The following is a 22,095-nucleotide window of genomic DNA, read 5'->3' on the forward strand; positions in this document are numbered from 1 at the left end:
GGATCTGTCCTCAGGCTGACAGGATCAACCGGCCGACGTCGAACGGAAATCATCGCCGCGCCCCGCGGGCAGCCGCGCCGACAGCACCTGATCCATTGCCGACAGCAGGTTGCGCAGGTCGATCGGCTTGGCCACGTGGGCGTCGGCGCCCGCCGCCAGACAGGTCTGGATCTGGGCCGACATCACGTCAGCGGTCAGGGCGATCACCGGCAGCCGGGCGAAGCGGGGATTGGCGCGCAGGCGACGCGTGGCCTCCAGTCCGTCCATGACCGGCATGTTGACATCCATCAGCACGATATCAATCGGGCTGGCCTCCAGGGCGGCCAGCGCCTCCTGGCCGTTCTCCGCCTCGATCAACTCGCACTCGAACGGCGTAAGGAACAGCCTGATGACCCGCCGGTTCAGGGGATGATCATCGACAACCAGAACCCGCCGGCCCTGCAGGGCGGCGAAAGACGACTCGCCGGCCGGCTCGGGAAACTCGTCGCCCGGCGCCGCCTCCTCAGCGGACGACTCCGTACAGGCATCGGCCAGCATCTCGATCCTGAAGACCGAGCCCTCGCCCTCCTGGCTTTCAACCTGGATATCCCCGCCCATCAACTCGACCAGCCGCCGGGTGATGTTCAAGCCCAGACCCGTGCCGCCAAAGGTGCGCGTGGTCGAGGCGTCGGCCTGGGTGAAGGCCCGAAACAGCTTGGCCAGGGTGGCTTCGCTCATCCCGATGCCGGTGTCCGACACACGCAGCCGGACCCTCTGGCGACCCGAAGCGCGATCAGGGCCACTGGACAGAACCACCTCGACCCGCCCGTCGTTGGTAAACTTCAAGGCGTTGGAGACGAGGTTGGTCAGGCACTGCCGTACACGGACGGCGTCGAACATCAGGGGCCCCGGCGCCACGCCCTCGACGCGGAAGACCAGTTCGATGCCCTTGTCATAGGCGACGGGTTGATAGCCGCTGACCAGGCGCGCGCAGGTCTGAACCAGGTCGCCGGCCACTGGCGCGATCTCCAGTTTCCCCGCCTCGATCTTCGAAAGGTCCAGGATGTCGTTGAGCAGCACCAGGAGGATGTCGCCGGAATCCAGGATCAGGTCGATCTGGTCGCGCTGGCGCTGTTCCAACGGTTCGGACCGCAAGGCCTGGGCCAGGCCCAGCATGCCGTTCAGCGGCGTCCGCAGCTCATGGCTCATCACCGCCAGGAAGGCCGACTTGGCCTGGTTGGCGGCCTCGGCCCGGGCCTGGGCCTTGCGCAGGGTGAGGGAAATCCGCCGCTGATGGAACGCCCAGGTCACCCCGCCGGCCACCAGAAGGGCCAGGAGGATGGCGATAACGCCCGAGGCGCGGGCCAGGCTCCGAGTAAGCTCGACCTGTTGCGTCAGACGCCGGCTTTCGTCCCGCTTGGCGCGAAGCTCGGCCTCCAGCGCCGACGACATCTCCGCCACGCTGCGCAAATGGGCTCGCTGGGTGGCCGCCTGGTCCAGTCGCCGCCAGTCGTTCAGCTTCTGGAACGCCAGATCAAAGTTTCCGTCCGAGCGATCGATATAGGCCTCGGCCAGCAGTTCCACCTGCGGATCGCGGTCGAACAGCGAGGGCGGCACGGCGCGCAGGATCGCCAGATCAGTCCGGGCCGCCGCAGCGTCGCCAAGCATGGCCTCCGCCACGATTTTCTTCTTCAACATCAACACATGCAGACGCTCGGTGGGCGCGCGCAGGGCGGCTCGCACATCCGAAACGCAGCTCAGTACGCCGGGCGAACTCTCCTGCGCCTCCGCGACCAGGGCGCAAAGAAACCGATCCCAGGTCCGCAGGGCCGGGTCGCCGGTCGCCCCGACCATGGCGTGATGAAGCTTCGCGAGACGGGCCGCCGCGTCGATCTCTCCCACCTCCACCGCAGTGTAGGCGATGTCGTAGAGCCGCTCGACCTTTCGCATGTAGAAGGCGTCGTGCTCATCAAGCCGCGCGGCCTGGGTCATGCGGTCAAGCGCGCCTTCCTTATCCCCGATATCGGCCAGGGTGTAGGAGTGCACCTGATAGGCCTCCGCCAGCAGCGGCCGGGCGATCTCTCCGCGCGCCTCGATCTCCATCGACAGGTTGGCGGCCAGACGCGCGGCCTGCGCCCAACGCCCGGTCTGGCCCAACTGACGCATCCGCTCCACGCCGGCCATCATCCGAATGTCGCGTGAGGGCCCATCCAGGAACCGGCGCCAGTCGGCCTCGGAAATCGCACGGAAACCCCCGGTCTCGTTGCGATAGGCCTGGCTCATCAGGTCGGTCAGCGCCAGGAGCGGGGCGTCGTTGTCCTGCTGCGCGACCAGCCGGGTTCGGGCTGTCCAGGTGTCGAACCGCGCCCGGACCTGGTTGCTCTTATAGGCATACAGGACGCGCCACAGACCATAGAGGCGCTCGGGGCCGCGACGCTGTATCGCTTTTCGCCCGGCCCGCTCGATATCCTCGTTGTCCTGCGGCGGCGTCTTGATCTGGTGCGCGCCGATCTCGCTGTTCAGCACCTCAAGCCGCGCGCCCATCGAGGTCGGGCGCGCATCCGCCGCCCAACCCAGGGGGCTGGACGCCAAACACGCGACGAAGGCGAAAGAGGCTAGAAGTCGCCGCAAGGATCATCCTCTGTAGGAGGTCAGACCTTGCAGCAGAAGCGGTATATTCCAGGTTAAACTTAACGCCAGGCCGCGCGGGACCGGCGCCTCATATCGTCGCCCCGCCGTCCACCACCAGGGCCTGCCCCGTCATGAAGCTGCCGGCCTGGGAGGCCAGATAGACCGCCGCCCCGGCCAGTTCGTCCGGCTCGCCGATGCGGCGCAGCGGCACGCCCTTGGTGGCGCGCTCCAGGGTGGCGGGATCTTCCCACAGGGCGCGGGCGAAGTCGGTCTTGATCAGGCCCGGCGCGATGCAGTTGACCCGCACATTGTCCGGACCGAACTCGTGGGCCAGATTGCGGGCCAGCTGGAAGTCGGCGGCCTTGGAGATGTTGTAGGCCCCGATGATGGCGTTGCCGCGCAGGCCGCCGATCGAGCTGACGATGATGATCGCCCCGTCCTTGCGCTCGCGCATCTCGGGCGCGACCATGCCGATCAGCCAGTGATTGCTGATGATGTTGTTATCCAGGATCTTGCGGAACTCGTCGTCGGCGATCCCTGACAACGGGCCGTAATAGGGATTGCTGGCGGCGTTGCAGACACAGATATCGATCTTGCCGAACGCCTTTCGCGTCTCGTCGACCAGGTTCTGAAGATCGTCCTTGGAGGCGATATTGGCGGGCACGGCGATGGCCGTTCCCGGGCCGTGTTCGGCGTTGATCGCGGCGGCCACCTCATCGCACGGCCCGGCCTTGCGCGATGAGATCACCACCCTGGCGCCCTGCTCGGCCATGCGTTCGGCGATCGCCTTGCCGATGCCCTTGGAGGATCCGGTGATGATCGCCACCTTGCCGGTGAGGTCGAAGAGGCCCATGGCGCGCTCCCTGAAACGCTTGTTTGAATTTTAGGCACAGTGAAACGCGGCGACCATCGGGTCAAGACGCGCCGACCCTGCGGCGATTGACCTAGATCATGGCCGCCGCGCCGCGACGGGCGATCGTCGTCAGGCTTGCACACGGGAGAGAGCGGCATGGAACAGAAATCCAGACACGAGATCGTCCAGATTCTGGACGCGGCGGACGACCTGACCCTGGCTACCCTGCAGGACGACGGCGCCCCGCACGCCACCACCGTCAGCTTCGTCAATGACGGCCTTGCGATCTATTTCGGCTGCTCGGGCGCGTCCCTGAAGGCGCACAATCTCGCGCGGGATCCGCGCGTGGCCCTGACCGTCGACCTGCCCTACGACGACTGGAGCCAGATCCGCGGCCTGTCGATCACCGGCCGGGCCGACAGGATCGTCGCCCCGCACGAGGTGCTGGAGATCGGGCGACTGTTTCTCGACAAGTTTCCGCAGGTCGGGGGACAGCTGGACGCTTCGAACGGCGAACTGGCCCTGTTCTGCATCACGCCGCAGCGGGTCTCGATCCTCGACTATCGCCAGGGCTTTGGCCACACGACCCATGTCGAGGCCGGCGAACTCGAGGAAATTCCGCGCTAGGCGGCGGGAAAGTCGCGCGGGTCCTGTCGGAATCGCTGGAGGTCGGCCGTCCTTGGGGCGACAGTCACGCCAAGTCCGACGGAGACGACCATGCCTCTCGACACCGCCACGATCGACGCCGACCGCGACCTGATGCTGACCCGCATCATCGACGTCCCGGCCGCCAAGCTGTTCAAGTGCTGGGCATCGCCCGAGTTGTTGCCGATCTGGTTTTGCCCGCCGCCGTGGAAGGTGTCGAAGGCGCTGATCGACGTGCGCACCGGCGGCAATAGCCTGATCACCATGAACGGCCCCGATGGCGAGGTCGTCGACAATCCGGGCGTCTATCTGGAGGTGATCGAGAACCAGAAGATTGTCTTCACCGACGCCTTTACCGAAACCTGGAAGCCGTCCGCCAAGCCCTTCATGGTCGGCATCGTCACCTTCGAGGATCTGGGCGACGGCAAGACCCGCTACACCGCCATCGCCCGCCATTGGACCGCCGAGGACAAGGCGACCCACGAGCAGATGGGCTTCACCGAGGGCTGGGGAATCGCGGCCGACCAGATGGCGGCGCTGGCGGCCACGCTTTAGGGATTTGCCCCCTGCGGACGCCGGCGAACGGCGTTTGGCGAGGAACCGCCCCGGGCTCATGCTCGTTGCGCCTGGGAGACCCAGGAGTTCGAGATGCACAAGACCGTCGACGCTGACACTGCGCTGGAAGAGGTGATGACCTTCCTGGATCGCCCACCTGAGCCGGGCTCGCCGCAGGACGCGCTGTTTGGCGAGCGACTGCGTCAAGTGATCGCCGCCGCGATCCCCAACGATCCCGACGACGAGGCGGAAGACGCGCCGACCCTGGCTCTGAGCGAAGACCTGCGCCGCAAACTGGAGGTCATAGCCCACCGCCGCGGAAACCATCCGTTCGGCGAACATCCCGACGGCATCGGCCCGACCCTGGGCATGGATCTCAGCAAGAGCTGACGGTTCAGCCCCTCCGCGTCAGGCGCATTTGTTCCAGCCGCTCATGTCCAGATGGAAGTGGTCACGATGCTCGGCGTTGTAGTCCGGGCTGAGCGTCGTCAGGAACACCCGGCAGGCGCCGTCGCGCACGCGGCGCAGGAACTGCCCCCGCGGGCCCGGATCGGTCCAGTCGCTGGCGACCTGGACGCTGGAGCCGTCGGCGAGCCTGAAGCCCGCGATGTCGATGGCGCCGGCCAGGGCGTGCTCGCTGACCGGTCCGTCCGCCTTGCCGTACATCCGCCGGCAGGCATAGCTGCCATAGTGCTCCAGGCCGATGACGCCCTGCCCCAGCAATTCGTCAGCGGCGGGTTGCACGATCTGGCGCTCCCAGATGGTCAGGGCCAGGGCCTCCTTGCAGACCAGTGGCGCATCGGCGGGCTCCAGCCGGGCCAGGCCGCCCTGGATCCGAACGGCGTCGTGAACCTTGCAGAAGTCGCCCTCGACCCGGTCCGGAACCTCGCTGAAGGTCACTTCGGCGCGGTTGAGGATGGCGCGGCAAAGCTGGGGATCGGCTCCGGCCCGCGCCGCCTTGATCCGCGTGGCCATGCCGACCGGATCAACGACGCTCAACGGCTTCCAGGGCAGGTGCTGGTCGGGGATCACGCGCTCGGCCACAAAGGCCATGATCAGCACCAGCACCCACAGCAGAACCAGACCGGCATAGCGGGCGAGGCGCGTCTGGCGCCGCGCCTGATGGACGATGCTCGAATGGCGCGGAACGCGATAGGCCATGGGGCGGAAACGCGCCTTCAAAAGGGTTAACGCCCCAGCAAGCACGACCTTGAGCCTTGGTTCAACCGGCAAAGCGATCGCCTGGAGGAGAGCTCGAAGGACGATTGCGGGTCACCCTGACTTGGCGCGTGGTCCGGAAAAGGGCATCACCGCCCGCCAAGTCCTCCGTCGACCCCGAAAACGCGTTCATGTCCCCACCCGCCAAGCCGACCGCCACGGGTCGCCCCGCCCGACTCGATCCCGCGCTTCTGCCGCGCTTCGCCTTGCTGTGCCTGGGCATCTGGCTGAACGCGGCCGACACCCTGGTGACGGCGACGATCATGCCCAGCGTCGCCCGTGACATCGGCGGCTATCAGTATTTCGGTTGGTCGGTGGCGGCCTATCTGATGGGCTCGATCGTGGCCGGCGCGTGCAGCGGCAAGCTGTCCCTGGCTTTGGGCCTGCGCCATGCCACAGCCCTCAGCGGCCTCGTCTATGCGATCGGCTGCGCGATGAGCGCCCTGGCGCCGGAGTTCGTCACCTTCATCCTGGGCCGGCTGATCCAGGGCTTGGGCGCAGGAGCCATCGTGGCCCTGTGTTATGTGGCGATCACCGCCCTGTTCCCGGAGCGCCTGTGGCCCAAGGTCTATGGCGCGGTGGCCGGGATCTGGGGCGCGGCGACCCTGCTGGGCCCGCTGCTGGGCGGGCTGTTCGCGCAGGCGGGCTTCTGGCGCGGCGCCTTCTGGATGTTCGTGGTCCAGGCCGTGATCTTCATCGGGGCCGTGGCGGTCATGCTGCCCTCCGAGAAGCGCGGTGATGAACGTAGCCGCATCCCGATCCTGCAGTTGACCCTGCTGGTGGTCGGCGTGGCCCTGATCGGCGCGGCGGGGGTCGTGGCCGATGTGCGCCTGGCCGCCGCCGCCGCCCTGGGCGGGATCGTGACCATGGCCGCCATGCTGGTCGCCAATCGACGGACCCGGGATCGCCTGTTGCCCCGCGCCGTCGCCGACCTCTCGACCGCCACCGGCCTTGGCCTGCTGACCGTCTTCGCCTTCGAGGCCGCCGCCATCGGCTTCACCGTCTATGGCCCTGCCTTCATCCAGGCCCGCCTGGGCGCCTCCCCCCTGCTGACCGGGTATGTGGTGGGCGCCATCGCCGCAGGCTGGACCGCCTGCGCCTTGGCGGTCTCGAACCTGCCCGCCCAACGCGACGGGACCGCCATCCGCGCCGGCGCGGGCGTGATCCTGGTCGGGGTGCTGGCCAGCGCCTGGGCGGTGACCCACGCCAGCCTCCTGTTGACCGCCGCCGCCCTGCTGGTGCTGGGCTGTGGCTTTGGCCTCAGCTGGGCCTTCATCGCCCGCCACGCCATCGCCTCGGCCCCGGCCGAGGAACAGGCCCTGGCCTCTGCCGCCGTGCCCACCACCCAGCTGATCGGCGGCGCGGTCGGCGCGGCGGCGGCCGGCGCCATGGCCAATCTGCTGGGCTTTGGCCAGGGCATCGACCCCGCCGCGGCGCAGACCCACGGCTTCTGGCTCTTCGCCGCCTTCGCGCCGCTGGCCGGGGTAGGGTTCCTGGCGGCGTGGAAACTGGCGCGGGTTTAGGAGACGGTCAGGGCTTTTGCACCGAGGCGAGCATGGGCGCGATGACCGCTTCAATCTCGCCGAGCTTGGTGCTGGCGATATCCCAGAGGATCCGCTCGTCCAGTTCAGGATAGCCGTGGGCGACCAGATTGCGCACCGCGACCATGCTCTTCCAAGGCAAACCCGTGAGTTTTTCCTTCAGCCGGTCGGGCAGCCGTCCAATCGACTCCCCGATCACCAGCACGTTCATGGCGACAGCGTCAAAGAGCAGGTTGTCCGCTGCGAACTGCTCAAACGTGACGCCAACGGTGTAGGATCTGATCCGTTCGACCGCCCGCAGGATATCATCCAGCCGCAACTGGGCGTCCCGCTCCGCCTTAGGCATAGGCGACCTCGCGCAAAACCCGATCCCTGATCAGGCGATGCAAGCTATCGGGCGTCGCCAGATCGACATCACGCTCAAGCAACTCAGCCAAGCCATCCCGCAGGGCGAAAAAGCCCAAACCCGGATGTCGCTCCTTGGCGAACTCCACCAGCACGTCCACGTCGCTGTCGGGCCCGGCCTCACCCCGCGCTGTCGAGCCGAACACGCCGACGCGCGCGACGCCGTAGCGGTCCAGCAGCGGCTTGGCCGCACGCAGTCTGGCGAGGGCGTCTTCGAGGGTCATGACAGCAACCATAGCACGAAGCTCAAGCCGCCGCCGTCAGCATGAAATCGACATGGACCGCGTCATAGGGAAACACCACCCCGCCGCCGATCGCGAGCTCAAGCACCCCGGCGTCGAGGAGGGCATGGACGTCGCCATGCACGGCCTTCACGTCGCGCTCGACCCGGCGAGCCACCTCGCGGATAGACAGGGCGCCCTGCCCCGTCATGGCGCGCAGGATCTCCCAACGCTTGCGGGTCAGGGTGGTCCACAGCAGTTCGGCCGAGCCAAACGAGATGTGGGCGCCCTGGGCCTCACCGGCGAAGGCGGCCAGCGCGCGGCGCTTGACGTCATCACGCGAGGCGACGGACAGGGTCACGGTGCTCATCCGGGTCTCCATTGATCAACATCGTTCCAGAAATCGGCCAGCAGGGCGTCAGGCGTGCTGAACCGATAGGGCGTTTCCTGGCCATCCAGATGCCTCGCCAGCGCCGAAGCTACTTGGACGGCAGCAAGAGAGCCTTCAGATCAATAGAAACGCCAAACGCCCCGGGCTTAATTTCAACCGCATTCATAACCCGTTTGCCGATCTCCATCATTGGCCGCTCCCGAGGGTCATGCTTGGCGATCTGGAAGTTCTTCAACTCGAGACCGTTCTTCAGATCAGAGAACACGCCTTCGATGGTGCGCAAGAAATCTGTCTCGTCTTTACAGAACGGCTTGAGTGGGATGACTAGCAGGTCCTCCAATCCAGGTTCCGCAGCGCCTTGCTCATCATAACTTTCCCGAAAATAGTGTGGCGGCGTCTTAGTGATAAGCAGTCCAGGCAGGACTTCGGCGGTATCTAGATCTCCGACCCGATGCCAACTCAAAACCTCGTTTCCGAAATGCACGCCATTCATGCTGCTAACGATGACAGCACCCGTCCGGGTAGCGTGGTCTGCCATATGCATGAAATGGCGCTTAAATAGCTGCTCCCATTCCCCGCCCGGCCAGCCGTAATCCAGGAGATAGATATAGAGAGAGCGGTCCGTCTTTATGGAAACGGTCTCCATATGGCTGATGTACAGTCCCACCTTGATGCTCCCGGCTCGATCACTCGAACATGCCGGAAAACCATCACTACGCCAAACAAGCTATCGCTGCGTCGCGCACCAACACAGCCTCACGCCTCGACCACCGCCGCCCCCTCCACCAGCTTGACGATGTCGCCCATGATGTCGGTGATCTTGAAGTCCTTGGGCGTGTAGATCCGCGCCACACCCATCTGTTTGAGCACCAGAGCATCCGCATCTGGGATGATGCCGCCGACCACCACCGGCACATGGCCCAGGCCCTCGGCGCGCATCACGCGCACGACCTCCTGCACCAGATCCAGATGCGAGCCCGACAGGATCGACAGACCCACCACATGGGCGCGGCTTTCCTTGGCGCGGCGGACGATCTCCTCCGGCGTCGAGCGGATGCCGTCATAGACGACCTCCATGCCGCAGGCCCGGGCGCGGGTCGCGATCTGCTCGGCGCCGTTGGAGTGACCGTCCAGGCCCGGCTTGCCGACCAGATAGGTCAGGGTGCGGCCCAGCACCTGCGAGACCCGCTCGACCTCGCGCTTGACCGCTTCGACGTCCTCGGCCTCGCCGGTCGAGACCACCACCGCCACGCCCGTGGGGCCGCGATATTCGCCGAACACTTCGCGCAGGGCGCCCGACCATTCGCCGGTGGTGACCCCGGCCTTGGCCGCGACGATCGAGGGCTCCATGATATTGCGGCCGTCCTGGGCGGCGGCCTTCAGGTCGGCGAGAGCCGCCTGGATCGCGCCGTCGTCACGCGCCGCGCGCCAGGCCTTGATGCGCTCGACAACGCCGGCTTCCAGACGCGGGTCGACGGTCTCGATCGCGCTTTCGCCGGCTGACAGCGGGGAAGCCTCGGTGTCGGTCCAGCGGTTGACCCCGACCACGGTCATGTCGCCGGTTTCGACCGCCCGCACCCGCCGGGCGTTGGAGCCCACCAGCTGGGTCTTCATGTAGTCGATGGCGTTCTGGGCCCCGCCCATCTCATCGATCAGGGCCAGTTGCTCCAGCGCGCCCTTGCTGAGCTCGGCGACCTTGGCCTCGACCACGTGGCTGCCGTCGAACAGGTCCTCGTATTCCAGCAGGTCGGTCTCATAGGCCAAAACCTGTTGCAGACGCAGCGACCACTGCTGATCGAACGGACGCGGCAGGCCCAGGGCCTCGTTCCAGGCCGGCAGCTGCAGAGCCCGGCAGCGGGCGTCCTTGCTCAGCGTCACCGCCAGCGCCTCTATCAGGATGCGATAGACGTTGTTCTCGGGCTGCTGCTCGGTCAGGCCCAGGCTGTTGACCTGCACCCCATAGCGGAAGCGCCGGGCCTTCTTGTCCTGCACGCCGTAGCGCTCCAGCAGGATCTGGTCCCACAGGCGCGTGAACGACCGCATCTTGCACAGCTCGGTGACGAACCGTACGCCGGCGTTGACGAAGAAGCTGATGCGCGAGGCGACGATCTCGAAGTCCTGCTCGGGCACCTGGCCGCCGGCCTTGACGGTGTCGAGCACGGAGATCGCGGTGGCCAAGGCAAAAGCCAGCTCCTGCTCCGGCGTCGCGCCCGCCTCCTGCAGGTGGTAGCTGCAGACGTTCATCGGGTTCCACTTGGGAACCTCCAGATAGCACCAGGCGATCATGTCGCCGATCAGCCTCAAGGACGGGCCCGGCGGGAAGATGTATGTCCCGCGCGACAGATATTCCTTGATCAGGTCATTCTGCGTCGTGCCCTGCAGGCGCTTGCGGTCGGCCCCCTGCTCGTCGGCGAGGGCCACATACAGCGCCAGCAGCCAGGCGGCCGGGGCGTTGATGGTCATCGAGGTGTTGGACTGCTCCAGCGGGATCTGGTCGAACAGCTGGCGCATGTCGCCCAGATGGCTGATCGGCACGCCCACCTTGCCCACCTCGCCGCGGGAGAGGATGTGATCGGGGTCGTAGCCGGTCTGGGTGGGCAGGTCGAAGGCCACCGACAGGCCGGTCTGGCCCTTGGACAGATTGGCGCGATACAGGCTGTTGGACTTCTCGGCCGTCGAGTGGCCGGCATAGGTGCGGAAGATCCACGGCGCATCCGGCTCGTGCTGATACGGCTTTCCTGACATCCCGCGCTCCCGATTTATCGTTCTTGATTATCGTCGATCATGAACCGGGATTTGCTGCGATGCAATATCGCAAAAGCGAAGGGTTGTGCGACTATGCCGACCCGGCGACGGCCCGCGACGCCGGGTCTGGCGCAGCGTCAGGCCGGCTGGGCCAGGGCCGAGGCGATCTTGTCCTTCAGCTCCAGCCTTTGCTTCTTGAGCTTCTCGAGCACGTCGTCGGCCACCGTTTCGATGTTGGTTTCCATCCGGTGCACGGCGCGATTGACCTCGTTATAGCTGTCCAGAAGCTTGGCGAAGTGGTTGTCGCTGGTCTTCAGCGCATGGATCCGGGCGGCGTCCTGGGGGAATTCTTCGTGCAGTTCGTGAGGGGTGTTGCTCATGGCTTCAGACTTCCAGGAAAATGACGCCCAGATCGGCGACAACCCATCCTGCGCGCAGGCGCTGACGGTCGGCCTTGCGATCAATCAATTTCAGCGCGCCTTCCGTCTCAGGCCCGACGAAACACGGCGGGCCGCTTGGCCGTGAACGCGGCGACGGCTTCGGCGTGATCAGCGCTGGCGACAAGCTGGGCCACATCCGTTTCAGCGCCCGCCACCGCCCGCTTGGCGGCCTCGACCGCCAGGGGCGCGCGCGAGGCGATCCGTTCAGCCAGCTCCAGAGCCGCAGGCAGCAGCGCGTCCGCCGCGTGCACCTGCGTGACGACACCATCGGCCAGGGCCCGCGCTGGATCAAAGGTCGCGCCGGTCAGCAGATGCGCCTTGGCCCGCGCCTCGCCGATCAGACGGGGCAGGCGGACCACCGAGGCCATCAGGCCGATATTGACCCCTGAGGCCGCAAAGCTGGCCCGGTTGCTGGCGAGGCGGATGTCACAGGACAGGGCCAGCTCGAGCCCGCCGCCCAGGCACCAGCCGTCGATGGCCGCGACGACCGGAACCCGGCAGGCCGCCACATGGTCCATCAGGGCGTTGAAGCCGAGCACGGCGGCCAGCTGTGTGTCGCCCCGCCCCGCCGCCTCGCGCAGATCGTCGCCGGCGCAGAATGCGCCGTTGCGCCCGGTCAGCACCACCGCCCGCACGCTCTCGTCGGCGTTGATCGCGGTCACAGCCGAGGCCAGTTGGCGTCGCAGCGCCATGCCCAGCCCATTGGCCGGCCGACTGTCCAGTTCCAGCAGAACGATGGCGGCGGCGGGGCGGGAGACGTGCAGGGTCGGGCTCATGGCCAAGCCTCGCCGATCGCCGGGCGCTTGACCAGCGGTCAGCAACACCAGGCCCGCATCATGTTGCGGCGCACAAGATTCTGCTTGCCAGAGTCTAACGGTTGTTTCAGCTTAAGGACCTTCGGGGCGGATTTATCCATCCCAGGACCCAAAACGATGGGCTGGCGAGGCGAATTTCACCGTTTCGACCGGCCCACGCGCAGCTGAGTTGAGCTTTCGGACGTTGCTGCAACGCCGAAGGAAACGGGGAGTGATATGACAACCGAGACGCTTGAAAAGTCGCCCGTGAAGGATCTCTACGAGATCGGCGAGATTCCGCCGCCCTTTCACGTCCCCGCCAACATGTACGCCTGGAGCATCCGCAAGGAGCGTCACGGCAAGCCCACCCAGGCCATGCAGGTCGAGGTGGTGCCCACCTGGACCATCGGCGAGGACGAGGTGCTGGTGCTCGTGATGGCCGCCGGCGTCAATTACAACGGGGTCTGGGCCGCTCTGGGCGAACCGATCAGCCCGCTGGACGGCCACAAGCAGCCCTATCATATCGCCGGATCCGACGCCTCGGGCATCGTCTGGGCGGTCGGCAAGAAGGTTCGCCGCTGGAAGCCCGGCGACGAGGTGGTCATCCACTGCAATCAGGACGACGGCGACGACGAGGAGTGCAACGGCGGCGACCCGATGTTCTCCACCAGCCAGCGGATCTGGGGCTATGAGACGCCGGACGGCAGCTTCTCACAGTTTTGCCGGGTGCAATCGCGCCAGCTGATGCCGCGCCCCAAGCACCTGACCTGGGAAGAAAGCGCCTGCTACGTCCTGACCCTGGCGACGGCCTATCGCATGCTGTTCGGCCACCAGCCCCATGAGCTGAAGCCGGGCCAGAATGTGCTGGTCTGGGGCGCCTCGGGCGGTCTGGGCGTCTTCGCCGTGCAGCTGGCCGCCGTGGCCGGCGCCAATGCGATTGGCGTGGTCTCGTCGGAAGACAAGCGCGAGTTCGTGCTGTCGATGGGGGCCAGGGCGGTGCTGAACCGCAACGAGTTCAACTGCTGGGGCCAGCTGCCCACCGTCAACGGGCCCGAGTTCGGCGACTACATGAAGGAGAGCCGCAAGTTCGGCAAAGCCCTGTGGCAGATCACGGGCAACAAGGACGTCGACATGGTGTTCGAGCACCCGGGCGAAGCCACCTTCCCCGTCTCGGTGTTTGTGGTGAAGCGCGGCGGCATGGTCGCCATCTGCGCCGGCACCAGCGGCTTCAACCTGACCATGGACGCCCGCTTCCTGTGGATGCGCCAGAAGCGCGTTCAGGGCAGCCACTTCGCCAACCTGATGCAGGCCAGCGCCGCCAACCAGCTGGTCATCGACCGCCGCGTCGACCCCTGCCTGTCGGAGGTGCTCCCCTGGGAAGACATCCCCCTGGCCCACGAGAAGATGCTGGCCAACCAGCATCTGCCCGGCAACATGGGCGTGCTGGTCTGCGCCCAGCGGCCCGGCCTGCGGACGTTTGAAGAGGTGCAGGAGCTGAGCGGGGCGCTTTAGGAGGTAGAGCCTCGGTCGGGAGGCTTATGACCTTGAGCGGATGCTGATGCGGTGCGTCCTTCGAGGCCCGCTGCGCGGGCGCCTCAGGATGAGGCGCTTTTTGGCGACTGAAATCCTCATCCTGAGGTGCGAGGCGTAGCCGAGCCTCGAAGGACGCAGTGTGGCGCCCGGCCTCCCCCACCCCTGCGGGAGAAGGAGGCGCAAGGGGGCGCCCGTCAGGACAGCCGGTCGCGGAAGGTGGTGTAGTCGAACTGCCGGACCAGCTTGAGGACGTCGCTGTCGCTGTTCCACAGGGCGATGGCCGGCAGCGGCACACCGTTGAAGGTGTTGGTCTTGACCATCGAATAGTGCGCCTGGTCGAGGAAGGCGATCCGCGTTCCCGGCGTCGGGCGCGCGGCGAAGACGTAGTCGCCGATGATGTCGCCGGCCAGGCACGAGGGCCCCCCGATCCGGACCGTGACGCCCGCCTCGCGCTCGTCCAGCATCGCCGGACGGTACGGCGCCTCGATGACGTCGGGCATGTGGCAGGTGGCCGAGATGTCGGTGATGGCGACGGCCATGCCGTTGTCGAAGGTGTCGAGGATCTCGCCGACCAGGATGCCGGCGTCCAGGGCGATGGCTTCGCCGGGCTCGATATAGACCTGCACACCGTGACGCTGGGCGATCTGGCTCAGCAGCGCGATCAGACCGTCCGTGTCGTAGTCGGCCCGGCTGACGTGGTGGCCGCCCCCCAGGTTCAGCCACTTCAGACCGCCGAGCAAGCCTTCGAGCCTGGGCTCCAGAGACGCCCAGATCCGCTGCAGGGGCTCGAAGCCCTGCTCGCACAGCGCATGCACGTGCAGGCCGTCAACGCCCTGAAGGTGCTCCGGACGAAGCTGCGACACCGGGAAACCCAGTCGCGACCCCAGCTGGCAAGGATCATACTTGGCGACCTCGGCTTCGCTGTGCTCGGGATTGAGCCGCAGGCCGATATCGAACACCTGCCCGTCCGCCCGCGCGGCCGCGATGACGTCGGCGAACCGCGCGACCTGGCTGGGGGCGTTGAAGATCACCGAATCCGACAGCCGCAGGATCTCGGGCAGATCCTCGCGCTTGTAGGCCGGCGAATAGGTGGTCAGGTGGCCGTGATAGAACTCACGGGCCAACCGCGCCTCCCACAGGCCCGAGGCGCAGACGCCGTCGAGATAGTCGCCCACCACATCGGCGAGCGACCACATCGAGAACGCCTTCAGCGCCAGCAGCACCTGGGCGCCGCTACGGTCGCCCACGGCCTTCAGCGTCGCCAGATTGCGCCGCACCGCGACCTCATCGACCACGAAACAGGGCGACGGAACGTTGTTGAGGTCGAAGCGGGCGAAGGCGCCGGGCCCGGCGGACTTGGTTTCCATCGGATCAGAAGGCGAGCGACGCCGGCAGGTCGTGGACCTTCCACGGCAGACCCTGCTTGTTCAGCATGTCCATGAACGGATCAGGATCCATCTGCTCCATGTTGAACACCCCCGCGCCCTTCCACTGGCCGGTCAGCATCATCGCCGCGCCGATCATCGCCGGAACGCCGGTGGTGTAGCTGACGGCCTGATTGTTGGTCTCGGCGTAGGCTTCTTCGTGATCGCAGATGTTGTTGATGTAGACGGTCCGGGCCTTGCCGTCCTTTTCGCCCGTGGCGATCGTGCCGATATTGGTCTTGCCCTTGGTGATCGGACCCAGCGACGACGGCTCGGGCAGTAGGGCCTTGAGAAACTCGATCGGGATGATCTCGCGGCCCTGGAACATCATCGGCTCGATGCGGGTCATGCCGATGTTCTCCAGCACTTCCAGATGCTTGAGATAAGAGTCGCCGAACGTCATCCAGAACCGGATGCGCTTGATCTCCGGATAGAACTTCACCAGCGATTCCAGCTCCTCATGATACATGAGGTACATGTTCTTCTCGCCGACCTGGTCGAAGTCGAACACCTGCTTGTGGCTCAGCGCCGGGCCTTCGATCCACTGGCCGTTTTCCCAGTGCCGCGACGGCGCGGTCACTTCGCGCAGATTGATCTCGGGATTGAAATTGGTGGCGAACGGCAGGCCGGTGTCGCCGCCGTTGCAGTCCAGGATGTCCAGCGTGTCGATGCGGTCCAGCAGGTGCTTTTTGGTGTAGGTGGCGAACACTGAGGTCACGCCCGGGTCGAAACCGCTGCCCAGCAGCGCCATCAGGCCGGCGTCCTTGAAGCGGTCCTGATAGGCCCACTGCCAGCTATATTCGAACTTGGCCTCGTCGCGCGGCTCGTAATTGGCCGTGTCGAGATAGTTCACACCGGCCGCCAGGCAGGCGTCCATGATGTTCAGGTCCTGATAGGGCAGCGCCAGATTGACCACCAGGGCGGGCTTGACCGCCTTGATCAGCGCCGTGGTCGCCGCAACGTCATCGGCGTCCAGAGCCGCCGTGTCGATCGACACGCCGGTGCGCTGTTTTACGGACTCGGCGATGGCGTCGCACTTGGACTTCGTACGGCTCGCCAGGGTGATATGCGAGAACACATCGGCGTTCATCGCCATCTTGTGGACAGCGACTGAACCCACGCCGCCTGCACCGATAACCAGCACCCTACTCATCCGGGCTTCTCCTGACGTCTAAAAACCTGAGGCAGACATGGGGGTCTGCACGCGGGGTGGGGGTCTTATCACGAGGACGGCAGGTCCGCTAACCCGCCGAGGTTGTGCAAAAACCGAAAAGCGATGTCCGTCCGAAGATCAGGTCCGCGTCGCCGAGGTGCTAACGCATGAACTGTTCAATTGGGGACGAAAGGTGAGCTTCAAGCAGAAGAAATTACCCGTAAAATTTTTGCGACGATGTTTTTAGGCGCTCGCCATCTCCTGCAGATCAGCGTCGCGCATAGGCGCTGAGCCCCTCGACCAGAGCGTCGAACACCAGCCGCACGCGACGCACCTCGCGCAGGTCCTCATGGGTGACCACGAAGGTTTCAAGATCGAAGGTGAAGTCCGGCAGCACCCGCTCCAGCATCGGGTCGCGGGCCGCCAAGCCGAGCTGACAGATGCCGACCCCGACACCCGCGCGGATCGCCGCCAGCTGGGCCAGGTCGCTGTCTGTGCGAAAAGCGAAGTCCTCCCGGCGCAGGTCCAGCCCCAGCGCCTTGACGGCGCGCACGCCGATGGTCTCGCTCTCGTAGCCGATCAACGGCAGGGCCTTGGCCGCCTCAAGGGTGACGGGACGACCCAGCGCGTCCAGCAATCGCCGATGGCCGTGAAACCCCAGGGGAATGGCGCCCACGCGGCGGGCGACCAGGGCCTCCTGCAGCGGGCGGGTCATCCGCACCGCGATATCGGCCTCACGGCGCAGCAGGTCCTCACTGTGATTGCTGAGGCTCAGTTCGATCACCAGACCCGGATAGGCGGACCGCAGGGCCGCCAGCATCGGCGGCAACACCTCGACCCCGACCACCTCGCTGGCGGAGATCCGCACCGCGCCCGTCGTCGATCCGGCCTCGGCCGAGGCCGCGCGCGCGAACGACGCCGCCGCCGCCGCCATGGCCTCGACATGGGCCGACAGTTCCCGCGCCAGGGCGGTGGGGGTCAGGCCGGCTGGAGAGCGGGTGAACAGGGCCACGCCCATCTGCCGCTCCAGATCCTCGATCCGGCGGCGGACGGTGGGCTGAGCCGCCCCCAGCGCACGAGAGGCCGCAGACAGGCTGCCCTCGCGCAGTACGGCCAAAAACGCGCGCTGGCGTTCCCAGTCTGTTGGATCGTTCGGGAGATTGCTCATACATTTTAGACTAGCGGATCAATCATTCCTGACAATTTCTTTCCATGCGTCACGGCGCGATCCTGAGGCTCACAACAGCACAGGAGGTCATCATGACCGTTTCGAACTCACGCATCGCTCTGGTCATCGGCGCTCAGGGCGGTATCGGCAGCGCGGCGGCCCAGGCTCTGGCCCGCCACGGCTGGACCCTCCGCGCCCTGGCCCGTGATCTTTCAAAGACCGGGGACAGCCGGGGATGGACCTGGATCGCCGGCGACGCCATGGACCGGGCGACTGTGATCGCCGCCGCCGAGGGCGCGGCGATCATCGTCCATGCGGTCAATCCGCCCGGCTATCGCGGCTGGAAAAAGCTCGTCCTGCCGATGATCGACAACACCATCGCCGCAGCCCAGGCCAGCGGCGCGCGCATCCTGCTGCCCGGCACGATCTACAACTACGATACCGACGCCCATCCGCTGTTGACCGAGGGCTCGCCGCAGAAGCCCAAGACCCGCAAGGGCAAGATCCGCGTCCAGATGGAGGCGCAACTGGAGGCGGCCTCGGCGCGGGGCGTACGCTCGCTGATCCTGCGGGCCGGTGACTATTTCGGGCCCGGCGCCGGCAACAACTGGTTCAGCCAGGCGCTGGCGACGCCCGGCAAACCCCTGAAGGCCATGACCTATCCGGGCCAGCGCGGCGTGGGCCACGCCTGGGCCTATCTGCCGGATGTGGCCGAGACCTTCGCCCGGCTGGCCGATCGCGAACGCGAGCTGCCCGCCTTCTCCCGCTTCCATTTCGATGGCCAGTGGGACGCCGACGGGACGGCGATGACGTCGGCGATCCGCCGCGCGGCCGGCGCGCCCAACCTGCCGGTCAAGGCCTTCCCCTGGGCGCTGCTGGGCTTGATCGCGCCGTTCAGCGAGACGATGCGGGAAATGATCGAGATGAAGCCGCTGTGGCGTCAGCCCGCACGCCTGGACAATAGACGTCTGGTCGCCTTTCTGGGCGCGGAGCCGCATACGCCGCTGGACCGGGCCGTGCCCGAAACCCTGGCGGGGCTGGAGGTCATCCTGACCACGGCGCCCCGCGCCCTCCGCTCGCCGTCCGCGCCCCGTCCCCGCCCCGCCGCCTGAACCGCGAGCCGCCCCGAGATCGCCGCCGCGAACCCAAACAAAAAGGCCCGGAGTCGCCTCCGGGCCTTTCCGCTGTTCTGGAGCCGAAGCCTACTTTCCGGCCGCGCTGAGCGCGTCCATCAGTTCGGGCACCGCGGTCTTGTAGTCGGCGACCAGGCCGAAATCAGCGACCTGGAAGATCGGAGCGTCGGCGTCCTTGTTGATCGCGACGATGATCTTGGAGTCCTTCATGCCGGCAAGATGCTGGATGGCGCCCGAGATGCCGATGGCGATGTACAGCGCCGGCGCGACCACCTTGCCGGTCTGACCGACCTGATAGTCGTTGGGCGCATAGCCCGCATCGACCGCCGCGCGCGAGGCGCCGACGGCGGCGCCCAGCTTGTCGGCCAGGGGATCGATGACCCGCTGGAACTCCTCGGCCGAACCCATGGCCCGACCGCCGGAGACGACGATCTTGGCCGCCGCCAGTTCCGGACGGTCCGACTTGACCATTTCTTCGCTGACGAAGCGGGTCTTGCCGGCGTCCGCGCCCGAGACGGTTTCGACCGAAGCCGAGCCGCCCTCTTCCGCCGCCGCGAAGGCGGTCGGACGGACGGTGATCACCTTCTTGGCGTCCGAAGACTGGACGGTTTCGAGGGCGTTGCCGGCATAGATCGGGCGAACGAAGGTGTCAGCGCTGACCACTTCGACGATTTCCGAGATCGGGGCGACGTCCAGCTTGGCGGCGACGCGCGGCGCGAAGTTCTTGCCGCCCGACGTGGCCGGCACGAGGATCGCGTCGTAATTGCCGGCCAGGGCCAGCACAGCGTCAGCCTGCGCCTCGGCCACGCCGTGACCCAGGGCGGCGCTGTCGGCCAGCAGCACCTTGCGGACGCCGCTGATCTTGGCGGCCGCATCGGCCACCGCCTTGGCGCCGTGACCCAGAACCAGAACGTCCACGTCGGACGACAGCTTCAGGGCGGCGGTGACGGTCTTGTGGGTGCCATCGCGCAGGTGCGCGTTGTCATTGTCGGCGACGACGAGAACAGCCATCTAGAGCACTCCCGCGAGGTTGAGCTTGGCCACCAGGTCGGCGGCGGTTTCCACCTTGATGCCGGCCGAGCGCTTGGCGGGTTCGTTGACCTTCAGCACCTTCAGGCGCGGCGCGATATCGACGCCGTAGTCGGCGACCGTCTTGCTGACGATCTCCTTCTTCTTGGCCTTCATGATGTTGGGCAGGCTGGCGTAGCGCGGCTCGTTGAGGCGCAGGTCGGCGGTGATGATCGCCGGCAGATCCACGTCCAGCACCTGCAAACCACCGTCGACTTCGCGGGTGACCTTGGCGGTCGAACCCGAAACGTCCACGGCCGAGGCGTAGGTGGCCTGCGGCCAGCCCAGCAGGGCCGACAGCATCTGGCCGACGGCGTTGTTGTCGCCGTCGATGGCCTGCTTGCCCATCAGAACCAGGTTCGGTTGCTCTTCACCGATCACGGCGGCGAGCAGCTTGGCCACGGCCAGGGGCTCGGGATCAGCATCGGTGGTGATCAGGATGCCGCGGTCGCCGCCCATGGCCAGGGCCGTGCGGATGGTTTCCTGGGCTTGAGCCGGGCCGATAGAGACGATCACCACCTCGGTGGCGACGCCCTTTTCCTTGAGACGGACGGCTTCTTCCACCGCGATCTCACAGAAGGGATTCATCGACATTTTCACGTTCGCCAGATCGACGCCCGTCTGATCCGCTTTGACGCGAACCTTCACGTTGTAATCAATAACCCGTTTGACCGGGACTAGGACCTTCATCGGGTTTCACGCCTCCAGGCTGCGTTTTCTCCTGCGTAGGCACGGAATTACCTCTTCCGCACCGCAATGCAAGTTTCCCCTCACGTTAGCGTAAAGCTCAACCGTGCAGGGCTCAAACAACTGTACGATACTTCGCGCGCCGCGTCCGCCCATGCGGAACGACGGCGCGAAAGGACTGGTCAGACTTTCGAGCGGCGATTAAAGAGCCGGCCATGAACCGCACGATCAATCGCCTGAAGATCATCTTCGTCGGCCTGTTTCTGGTCAGCTGCACGGCGGTGTTCGCCTATCACTATGTGTGGGTCTGGCCGAAGGCGCGTTGCGAAGCTGAGGGCCGCCCCTGGGCCGCCAAATGGATGAAATGCGCGCGGGTCTATTCGATCGAGACGATCACCCGGCGCCCGCTGAACGTGCCGCCGATCAATGGCGAAGCGCAGACGCCCGCCGCACCGGCTGCCGCCCCCGCGCCTGCGCCGGCCGGGAAATAGATCCTCAGCGCGTCGCGCCGGGCTTCCACAGAACGTCAGCGCCGCCCTTGTCATTGGCCCAGCGCGCTGCGACGAACAACAGGTCCGACAGGCGGTTGAGATATTTCAGCGCCGGTTGACCGACGATCTCGCCTTCCGTTTCCGACAGCAGAACCACCGCCCGCTCGGCGCGGCGGCAAACCGTGCGCGCCACGTGCAGGGCCGCGGACGCCGGCGATCCCGCCGGCAGCACGAAGGACGTCAGAGCGCCCAGATGGCCGTTCAGGCGGTCGATCTCCTGCTCGAGCCGATCGACCTGGCTTTCGACAACGCGCAGGGGCTCCCAGGCGGGCTTTTCGTGTTGCTCCGGCGTGGCCAGATCCGCCCCGAGGTCGAAAAGGTCGTTCTGGATGCGCTCCAGCATCGAATCCAGCTCAGGATCATGAGCGGTGTATTGTCGCGCCACGCCCAGAAAGGCGTTGGTTTCGTCGACGCCGCCATAGGCTTCAACCCGCAGGGACGCCTTGCTGACAGGGGCTCCGGTGGCCAGACGCGTCGAGCCGCCGTCGCCCGTGCGGGTATAGATCTTGTTGAGCGTGACCATGGGTCGCAGACCGCCGTTATCGATTTTCAGCGCGTGCGCCACCAAAATGCCGCCACCAGCACGATGATGGCGATGAACTGCAGAAGCACGCGAAGGCGCATCAGCTTGTTGGAATAGGAGCGGCCGAAATCGCCGCCCCGGAAGAGTGCGTAGAGACCCCCGCCAAGGGCGAGCAGGACCGCAAGAAGCGCGGCGGGCACCAGGATGTCGAAGAGTCTGTCCATGGCTGCAGGATAGGCGCTTGAACGGACCTTGACCACTAGGCTCCGCGCCGGCGGAACCTAGTCCGATGATCATGCTCAGCGAACTAGTTCGTTGAGTGCATTTGTCACACGTACAAGCTGATACCGGTAGCATATATGTGACTGTCGCCGATGGGCGGCGATTTTGAATGCGGTAATCGGTTGCAATCGCACCGATACGGCGATATGGCCCCC

General features: G+C 66.1%; 24 protein-coding genes and 1 pseudogene. 7 read left to right on the top strand and 18 right to left on the bottom strand.

Going from position 1 to position 22,095, the window contains the following annotated elements; genetic code table 11:
• Nucleotides 1–24: 24 nt before the first annotated feature.
• Nucleotides 25–2,610, bottom strand: coding sequence for an ATP-binding protein (locus ACW18B_RS20155; protein ID WP_492048777.1), 2,586 nt, complete (start codon nt 2,608–2,610; stop codon nt 25–27).
• Nucleotides 2,611–2,698: 88 nt separating this feature from the next.
• Nucleotides 2,699–3,463, bottom strand: a complete 765-nt coding sequence (locus ACW18B_RS20160; RefSeq protein WP_492048778.1) for an SDR family NAD(P)-dependent oxidoreductase — start codon at nt 3,461–3,463, stop codon at nt 2,699–2,701.
• A gap of 156 nt (nt 3,464–3,619) precedes the next feature.
• Here ACW18B_RS20160 and ACW18B_RS20165 point away from each other — a divergent pair, with 156 nt between their 5' ends.
• The 3 genes from ACW18B_RS20165 (at nt 3,620) to ACW18B_RS20175 (ending at nt 5,053) form a co-directional block, all read left to right on the top strand.
• The gene (locus tag ACW18B_RS20165; RefSeq protein ID WP_492048779.1) at nt 3,620–4,090 is read left to right on the top strand and encodes a pyridoxamine 5'-phosphate oxidase family protein; all 471 of its coding nucleotides are present in this window, start codon (nt 3,620–3,622) and stop codon (nt 4,088–4,090) included.
• 90 nt (nt 4,091–4,180) lie between these two features.
• A complete protein-coding gene (locus ACW18B_RS20170) occupies nt 4,181–4,663 on the top strand; it encodes an SRPBCC family protein (RefSeq protein WP_492048780.1) in 483 nt (160 codons plus the stop codon).
• Between the two features lie 93 nt (nt 4,664–4,756).
• Nucleotides 4,757–5,053, top strand: a complete 297-nt coding sequence (locus ACW18B_RS20175; RefSeq protein ID WP_492048781.1) for a hypothetical protein — start codon at nt 4,757–4,759, stop codon at nt 5,051–5,053.
• Between the two features lie 18 nt (nt 5,054–5,071).
• On the opposite strand, the gene ACW18B_RS20180 is transcribed toward ACW18B_RS20175, so the two are convergent.
• On the bottom strand, nt 5,072–5,824 hold the full coding sequence (locus ACW18B_RS20180; RefSeq protein ID WP_492048783.1) for an extensin-like domain-containing protein: 753 nt from the start codon (nt 5,822–5,824) through the stop codon (nt 5,072–5,074).
• A gap of 188 nt (nt 5,825–6,012) precedes the next feature.
• On the opposite strand from ACW18B_RS20180, the gene ACW18B_RS20185 reads away from it, so the two are divergent.
• Nucleotides 6,013–7,404 carry an MFS transporter gene (locus ACW18B_RS20185; protein WP_492048784.1) on the top strand — a complete coding sequence of 464 codons (1,392 nt, stop codon included), beginning with the start codon at nt 6,013–6,015 and terminating at the stop codon, nt 7,402–7,404.
• Nucleotides 7,405–7,411: 7 nt separating this feature from the next.
• Here ACW18B_RS20185 and ACW18B_RS20190 read toward each other — a convergent pair whose 3' ends face one another.
• The 7 genes from ACW18B_RS20190 to ACW18B_RS20220 form a co-directional block, all read right to left on the bottom strand.
• Entirely contained in the window at nt 7,412–7,768 is a 357-nt protein-coding gene (locus ACW18B_RS20190; RefSeq protein WP_492048785.1) for a HepT-like ribonuclease domain-containing protein, read from the bottom strand.
• On the bottom strand, nt 7,761–8,051 hold the full coding sequence (locus ACW18B_RS20195; protein ID WP_492048786.1) for a nucleotidyltransferase family protein: 291 nt from the start codon (nt 8,049–8,051) through the stop codon (nt 7,761–7,763). The genes ACW18B_RS20190 and ACW18B_RS20195 overlap by 8 nt, the downstream gene beginning before the upstream one ends.
• A gap of 22 nt (nt 8,052–8,073) precedes the next feature.
• Entirely contained in the window at nt 8,074–8,418 is a 345-nt protein-coding gene (locus tag ACW18B_RS20200) for an HVO_A0114 family putative DNA-binding protein (protein WP_492048787.1), read from the bottom strand.
• Nucleotides 8,419–8,527: 109 nt separating this feature from the next.
• Nucleotides 8,528–9,106: a hypothetical protein gene (locus ACW18B_RS20205; RefSeq protein WP_492048788.1), complete on the bottom strand. Its 579-nt coding sequence runs from the start codon at nt 9,104–9,106 to the stop codon at nt 8,528–8,530.
• An 89-nt stretch (nt 9,107–9,195) separates the two neighbouring features.
• Entirely contained in the window at nt 9,196–11,184 is a 1,989-nt protein-coding gene (locus ACW18B_RS20210) for a methylmalonyl-CoA mutase family protein (protein WP_492048789.1), read from the bottom strand.
• Nucleotides 11,185–11,321: 137 nt separating this feature from the next.
• The gene (locus tag ACW18B_RS20215; RefSeq protein ID WP_492048790.1) at nt 11,322–11,564 is read right to left on the bottom strand and encodes an HP1242/YdcH family protein; all 243 of its coding nucleotides are present in this window, start codon (nt 11,562–11,564) and stop codon (nt 11,322–11,324) included.
• A 107-nt stretch (nt 11,565–11,671) separates the two neighbouring features.
• Nucleotides 11,672–12,400: an enoyl-CoA hydratase/isomerase family protein gene (locus ACW18B_RS20220; RefSeq protein WP_492048791.1), complete on the bottom strand. Its 729-nt coding sequence runs from the start codon at nt 12,398–12,400 to the stop codon at nt 11,672–11,674.
• Nucleotides 12,401–12,655: 255 nt separating this feature from the next.
• Here ACW18B_RS20220 and ccrA point away from each other — a divergent pair, with 255 nt between their 5' ends.
• A complete protein-coding gene (gene ccrA, locus ACW18B_RS20225) occupies nt 12,656–13,930 on the top strand; it encodes a crotonyl-CoA carboxylase/reductase (RefSeq protein WP_492048792.1) in 1,275 nt (424 codons plus the stop codon).
• Nucleotides 13,931–13,982: 52 nt separating this feature from the next.
• Here ccrA and ACW18B_RS20230 read toward each other — a convergent pair.
• The 4 genes and pseudogenes from ACW18B_RS20230 to ACW18B_RS20245 all read right to left on the bottom strand — a co-directional run.
• A pseudogene (locus ACW18B_RS20230) lies at nt 13,983–14,111 on the bottom strand (hypothetical protein); the annotation flags it as partial.
• A 34-nt stretch (nt 14,112–14,145) separates the two neighbouring features.
• Nucleotides 14,146–15,318, bottom strand: coding sequence for a carboxynorspermidine decarboxylase (locus ACW18B_RS20235; protein ID WP_492048793.1), 1,173 nt, complete (start codon nt 15,316–15,318; stop codon nt 14,146–14,148).
• A 4-nt stretch (nt 15,319–15,322) separates the two neighbouring features.
• Nucleotides 15,323–16,528 carry a saccharopine dehydrogenase family protein gene (locus tag ACW18B_RS20240; RefSeq protein WP_492048794.1) on the bottom strand — a complete coding sequence of 402 codons (1,206 nt, stop codon included), beginning with the start codon at nt 16,526–16,528 and terminating at the stop codon, nt 15,323–15,325.
• A 268-nt stretch (nt 16,529–16,796) separates the two neighbouring features.
• Nucleotides 16,797–17,696: a LysR family transcriptional regulator gene (locus ACW18B_RS20245; protein ID WP_492048795.1), complete on the bottom strand. Its 900-nt coding sequence runs from the start codon at nt 17,694–17,696 to the stop codon at nt 16,797–16,799.
• A 92-nt stretch (nt 17,697–17,788) separates the two neighbouring features.
• On the opposite strand from ACW18B_RS20245, the gene ACW18B_RS20250 reads away from it, so the two are divergent.
• The gene (locus ACW18B_RS20250; protein ID WP_492048796.1) at nt 17,789–18,808 is read left to right on the top strand and encodes an NAD(P)H-binding protein; all 1,020 of its coding nucleotides are present in this window, start codon (nt 17,789–17,791) and stop codon (nt 18,806–18,808) included.
• 90 nt (nt 18,809–18,898) lie between these two features.
• Here ACW18B_RS20250 and ACW18B_RS20255 read toward each other — a convergent pair whose 3' ends face one another.
• Together ACW18B_RS20255 and ACW18B_RS20260 are read right to left on the bottom strand one after the other, a co-directional pair.
• Nucleotides 18,899–19,840: an electron transfer flavoprotein subunit alpha/FixB family protein gene (locus tag ACW18B_RS20255; protein ID WP_492048797.1), complete on the bottom strand. Its 942-nt coding sequence runs from the start codon at nt 19,838–19,840 to the stop codon at nt 18,899–18,901.
• Entirely contained in the window at nt 19,841–20,587 is a 747-nt protein-coding gene (locus tag ACW18B_RS20260) for an electron transfer flavoprotein subunit beta/FixA family protein (RefSeq protein WP_492048798.1), read from the bottom strand.
• A 212-nt stretch (nt 20,588–20,799) separates the two neighbouring features.
• On the opposite strand from ACW18B_RS20260, the gene ACW18B_RS20265 reads away from it, so the two are divergent.
• Nucleotides 20,800–21,075 (top strand): hypothetical protein, encoded by a 276-nt coding sequence (locus ACW18B_RS20265; protein ID WP_492048799.1) that lies wholly within the window; start codon nt 20,800–20,802, stop codon nt 21,073–21,075.
• 4 nt (nt 21,076–21,079) lie between these two features.
• On the opposite strand, the gene ACW18B_RS20270 is transcribed toward ACW18B_RS20265, so the two are convergent.
• Nucleotides 21,080–21,658 carry a cob(I)yrinic acid a,c-diamide adenosyltransferase gene (locus ACW18B_RS20270; RefSeq protein ID WP_492048800.1) on the bottom strand — a complete coding sequence of 193 codons (579 nt, stop codon included), beginning with the start codon at nt 21,656–21,658 and terminating at the stop codon, nt 21,080–21,082.
• 26 nt (nt 21,659–21,684) lie between these two features.
• Nucleotides 21,685–21,882: a twin transmembrane helix small protein gene (locus ACW18B_RS20275; RefSeq protein ID WP_492048801.1), complete on the bottom strand. Its 198-nt coding sequence runs from the start codon at nt 21,880–21,882 to the stop codon at nt 21,685–21,687.
• Between the last annotated feature and the right edge of the window lie 213 nt (nt 21,883–22,095).

Source organism: Caulobacter sp. FV2ps19 (genome assembly GCF_058681035.1).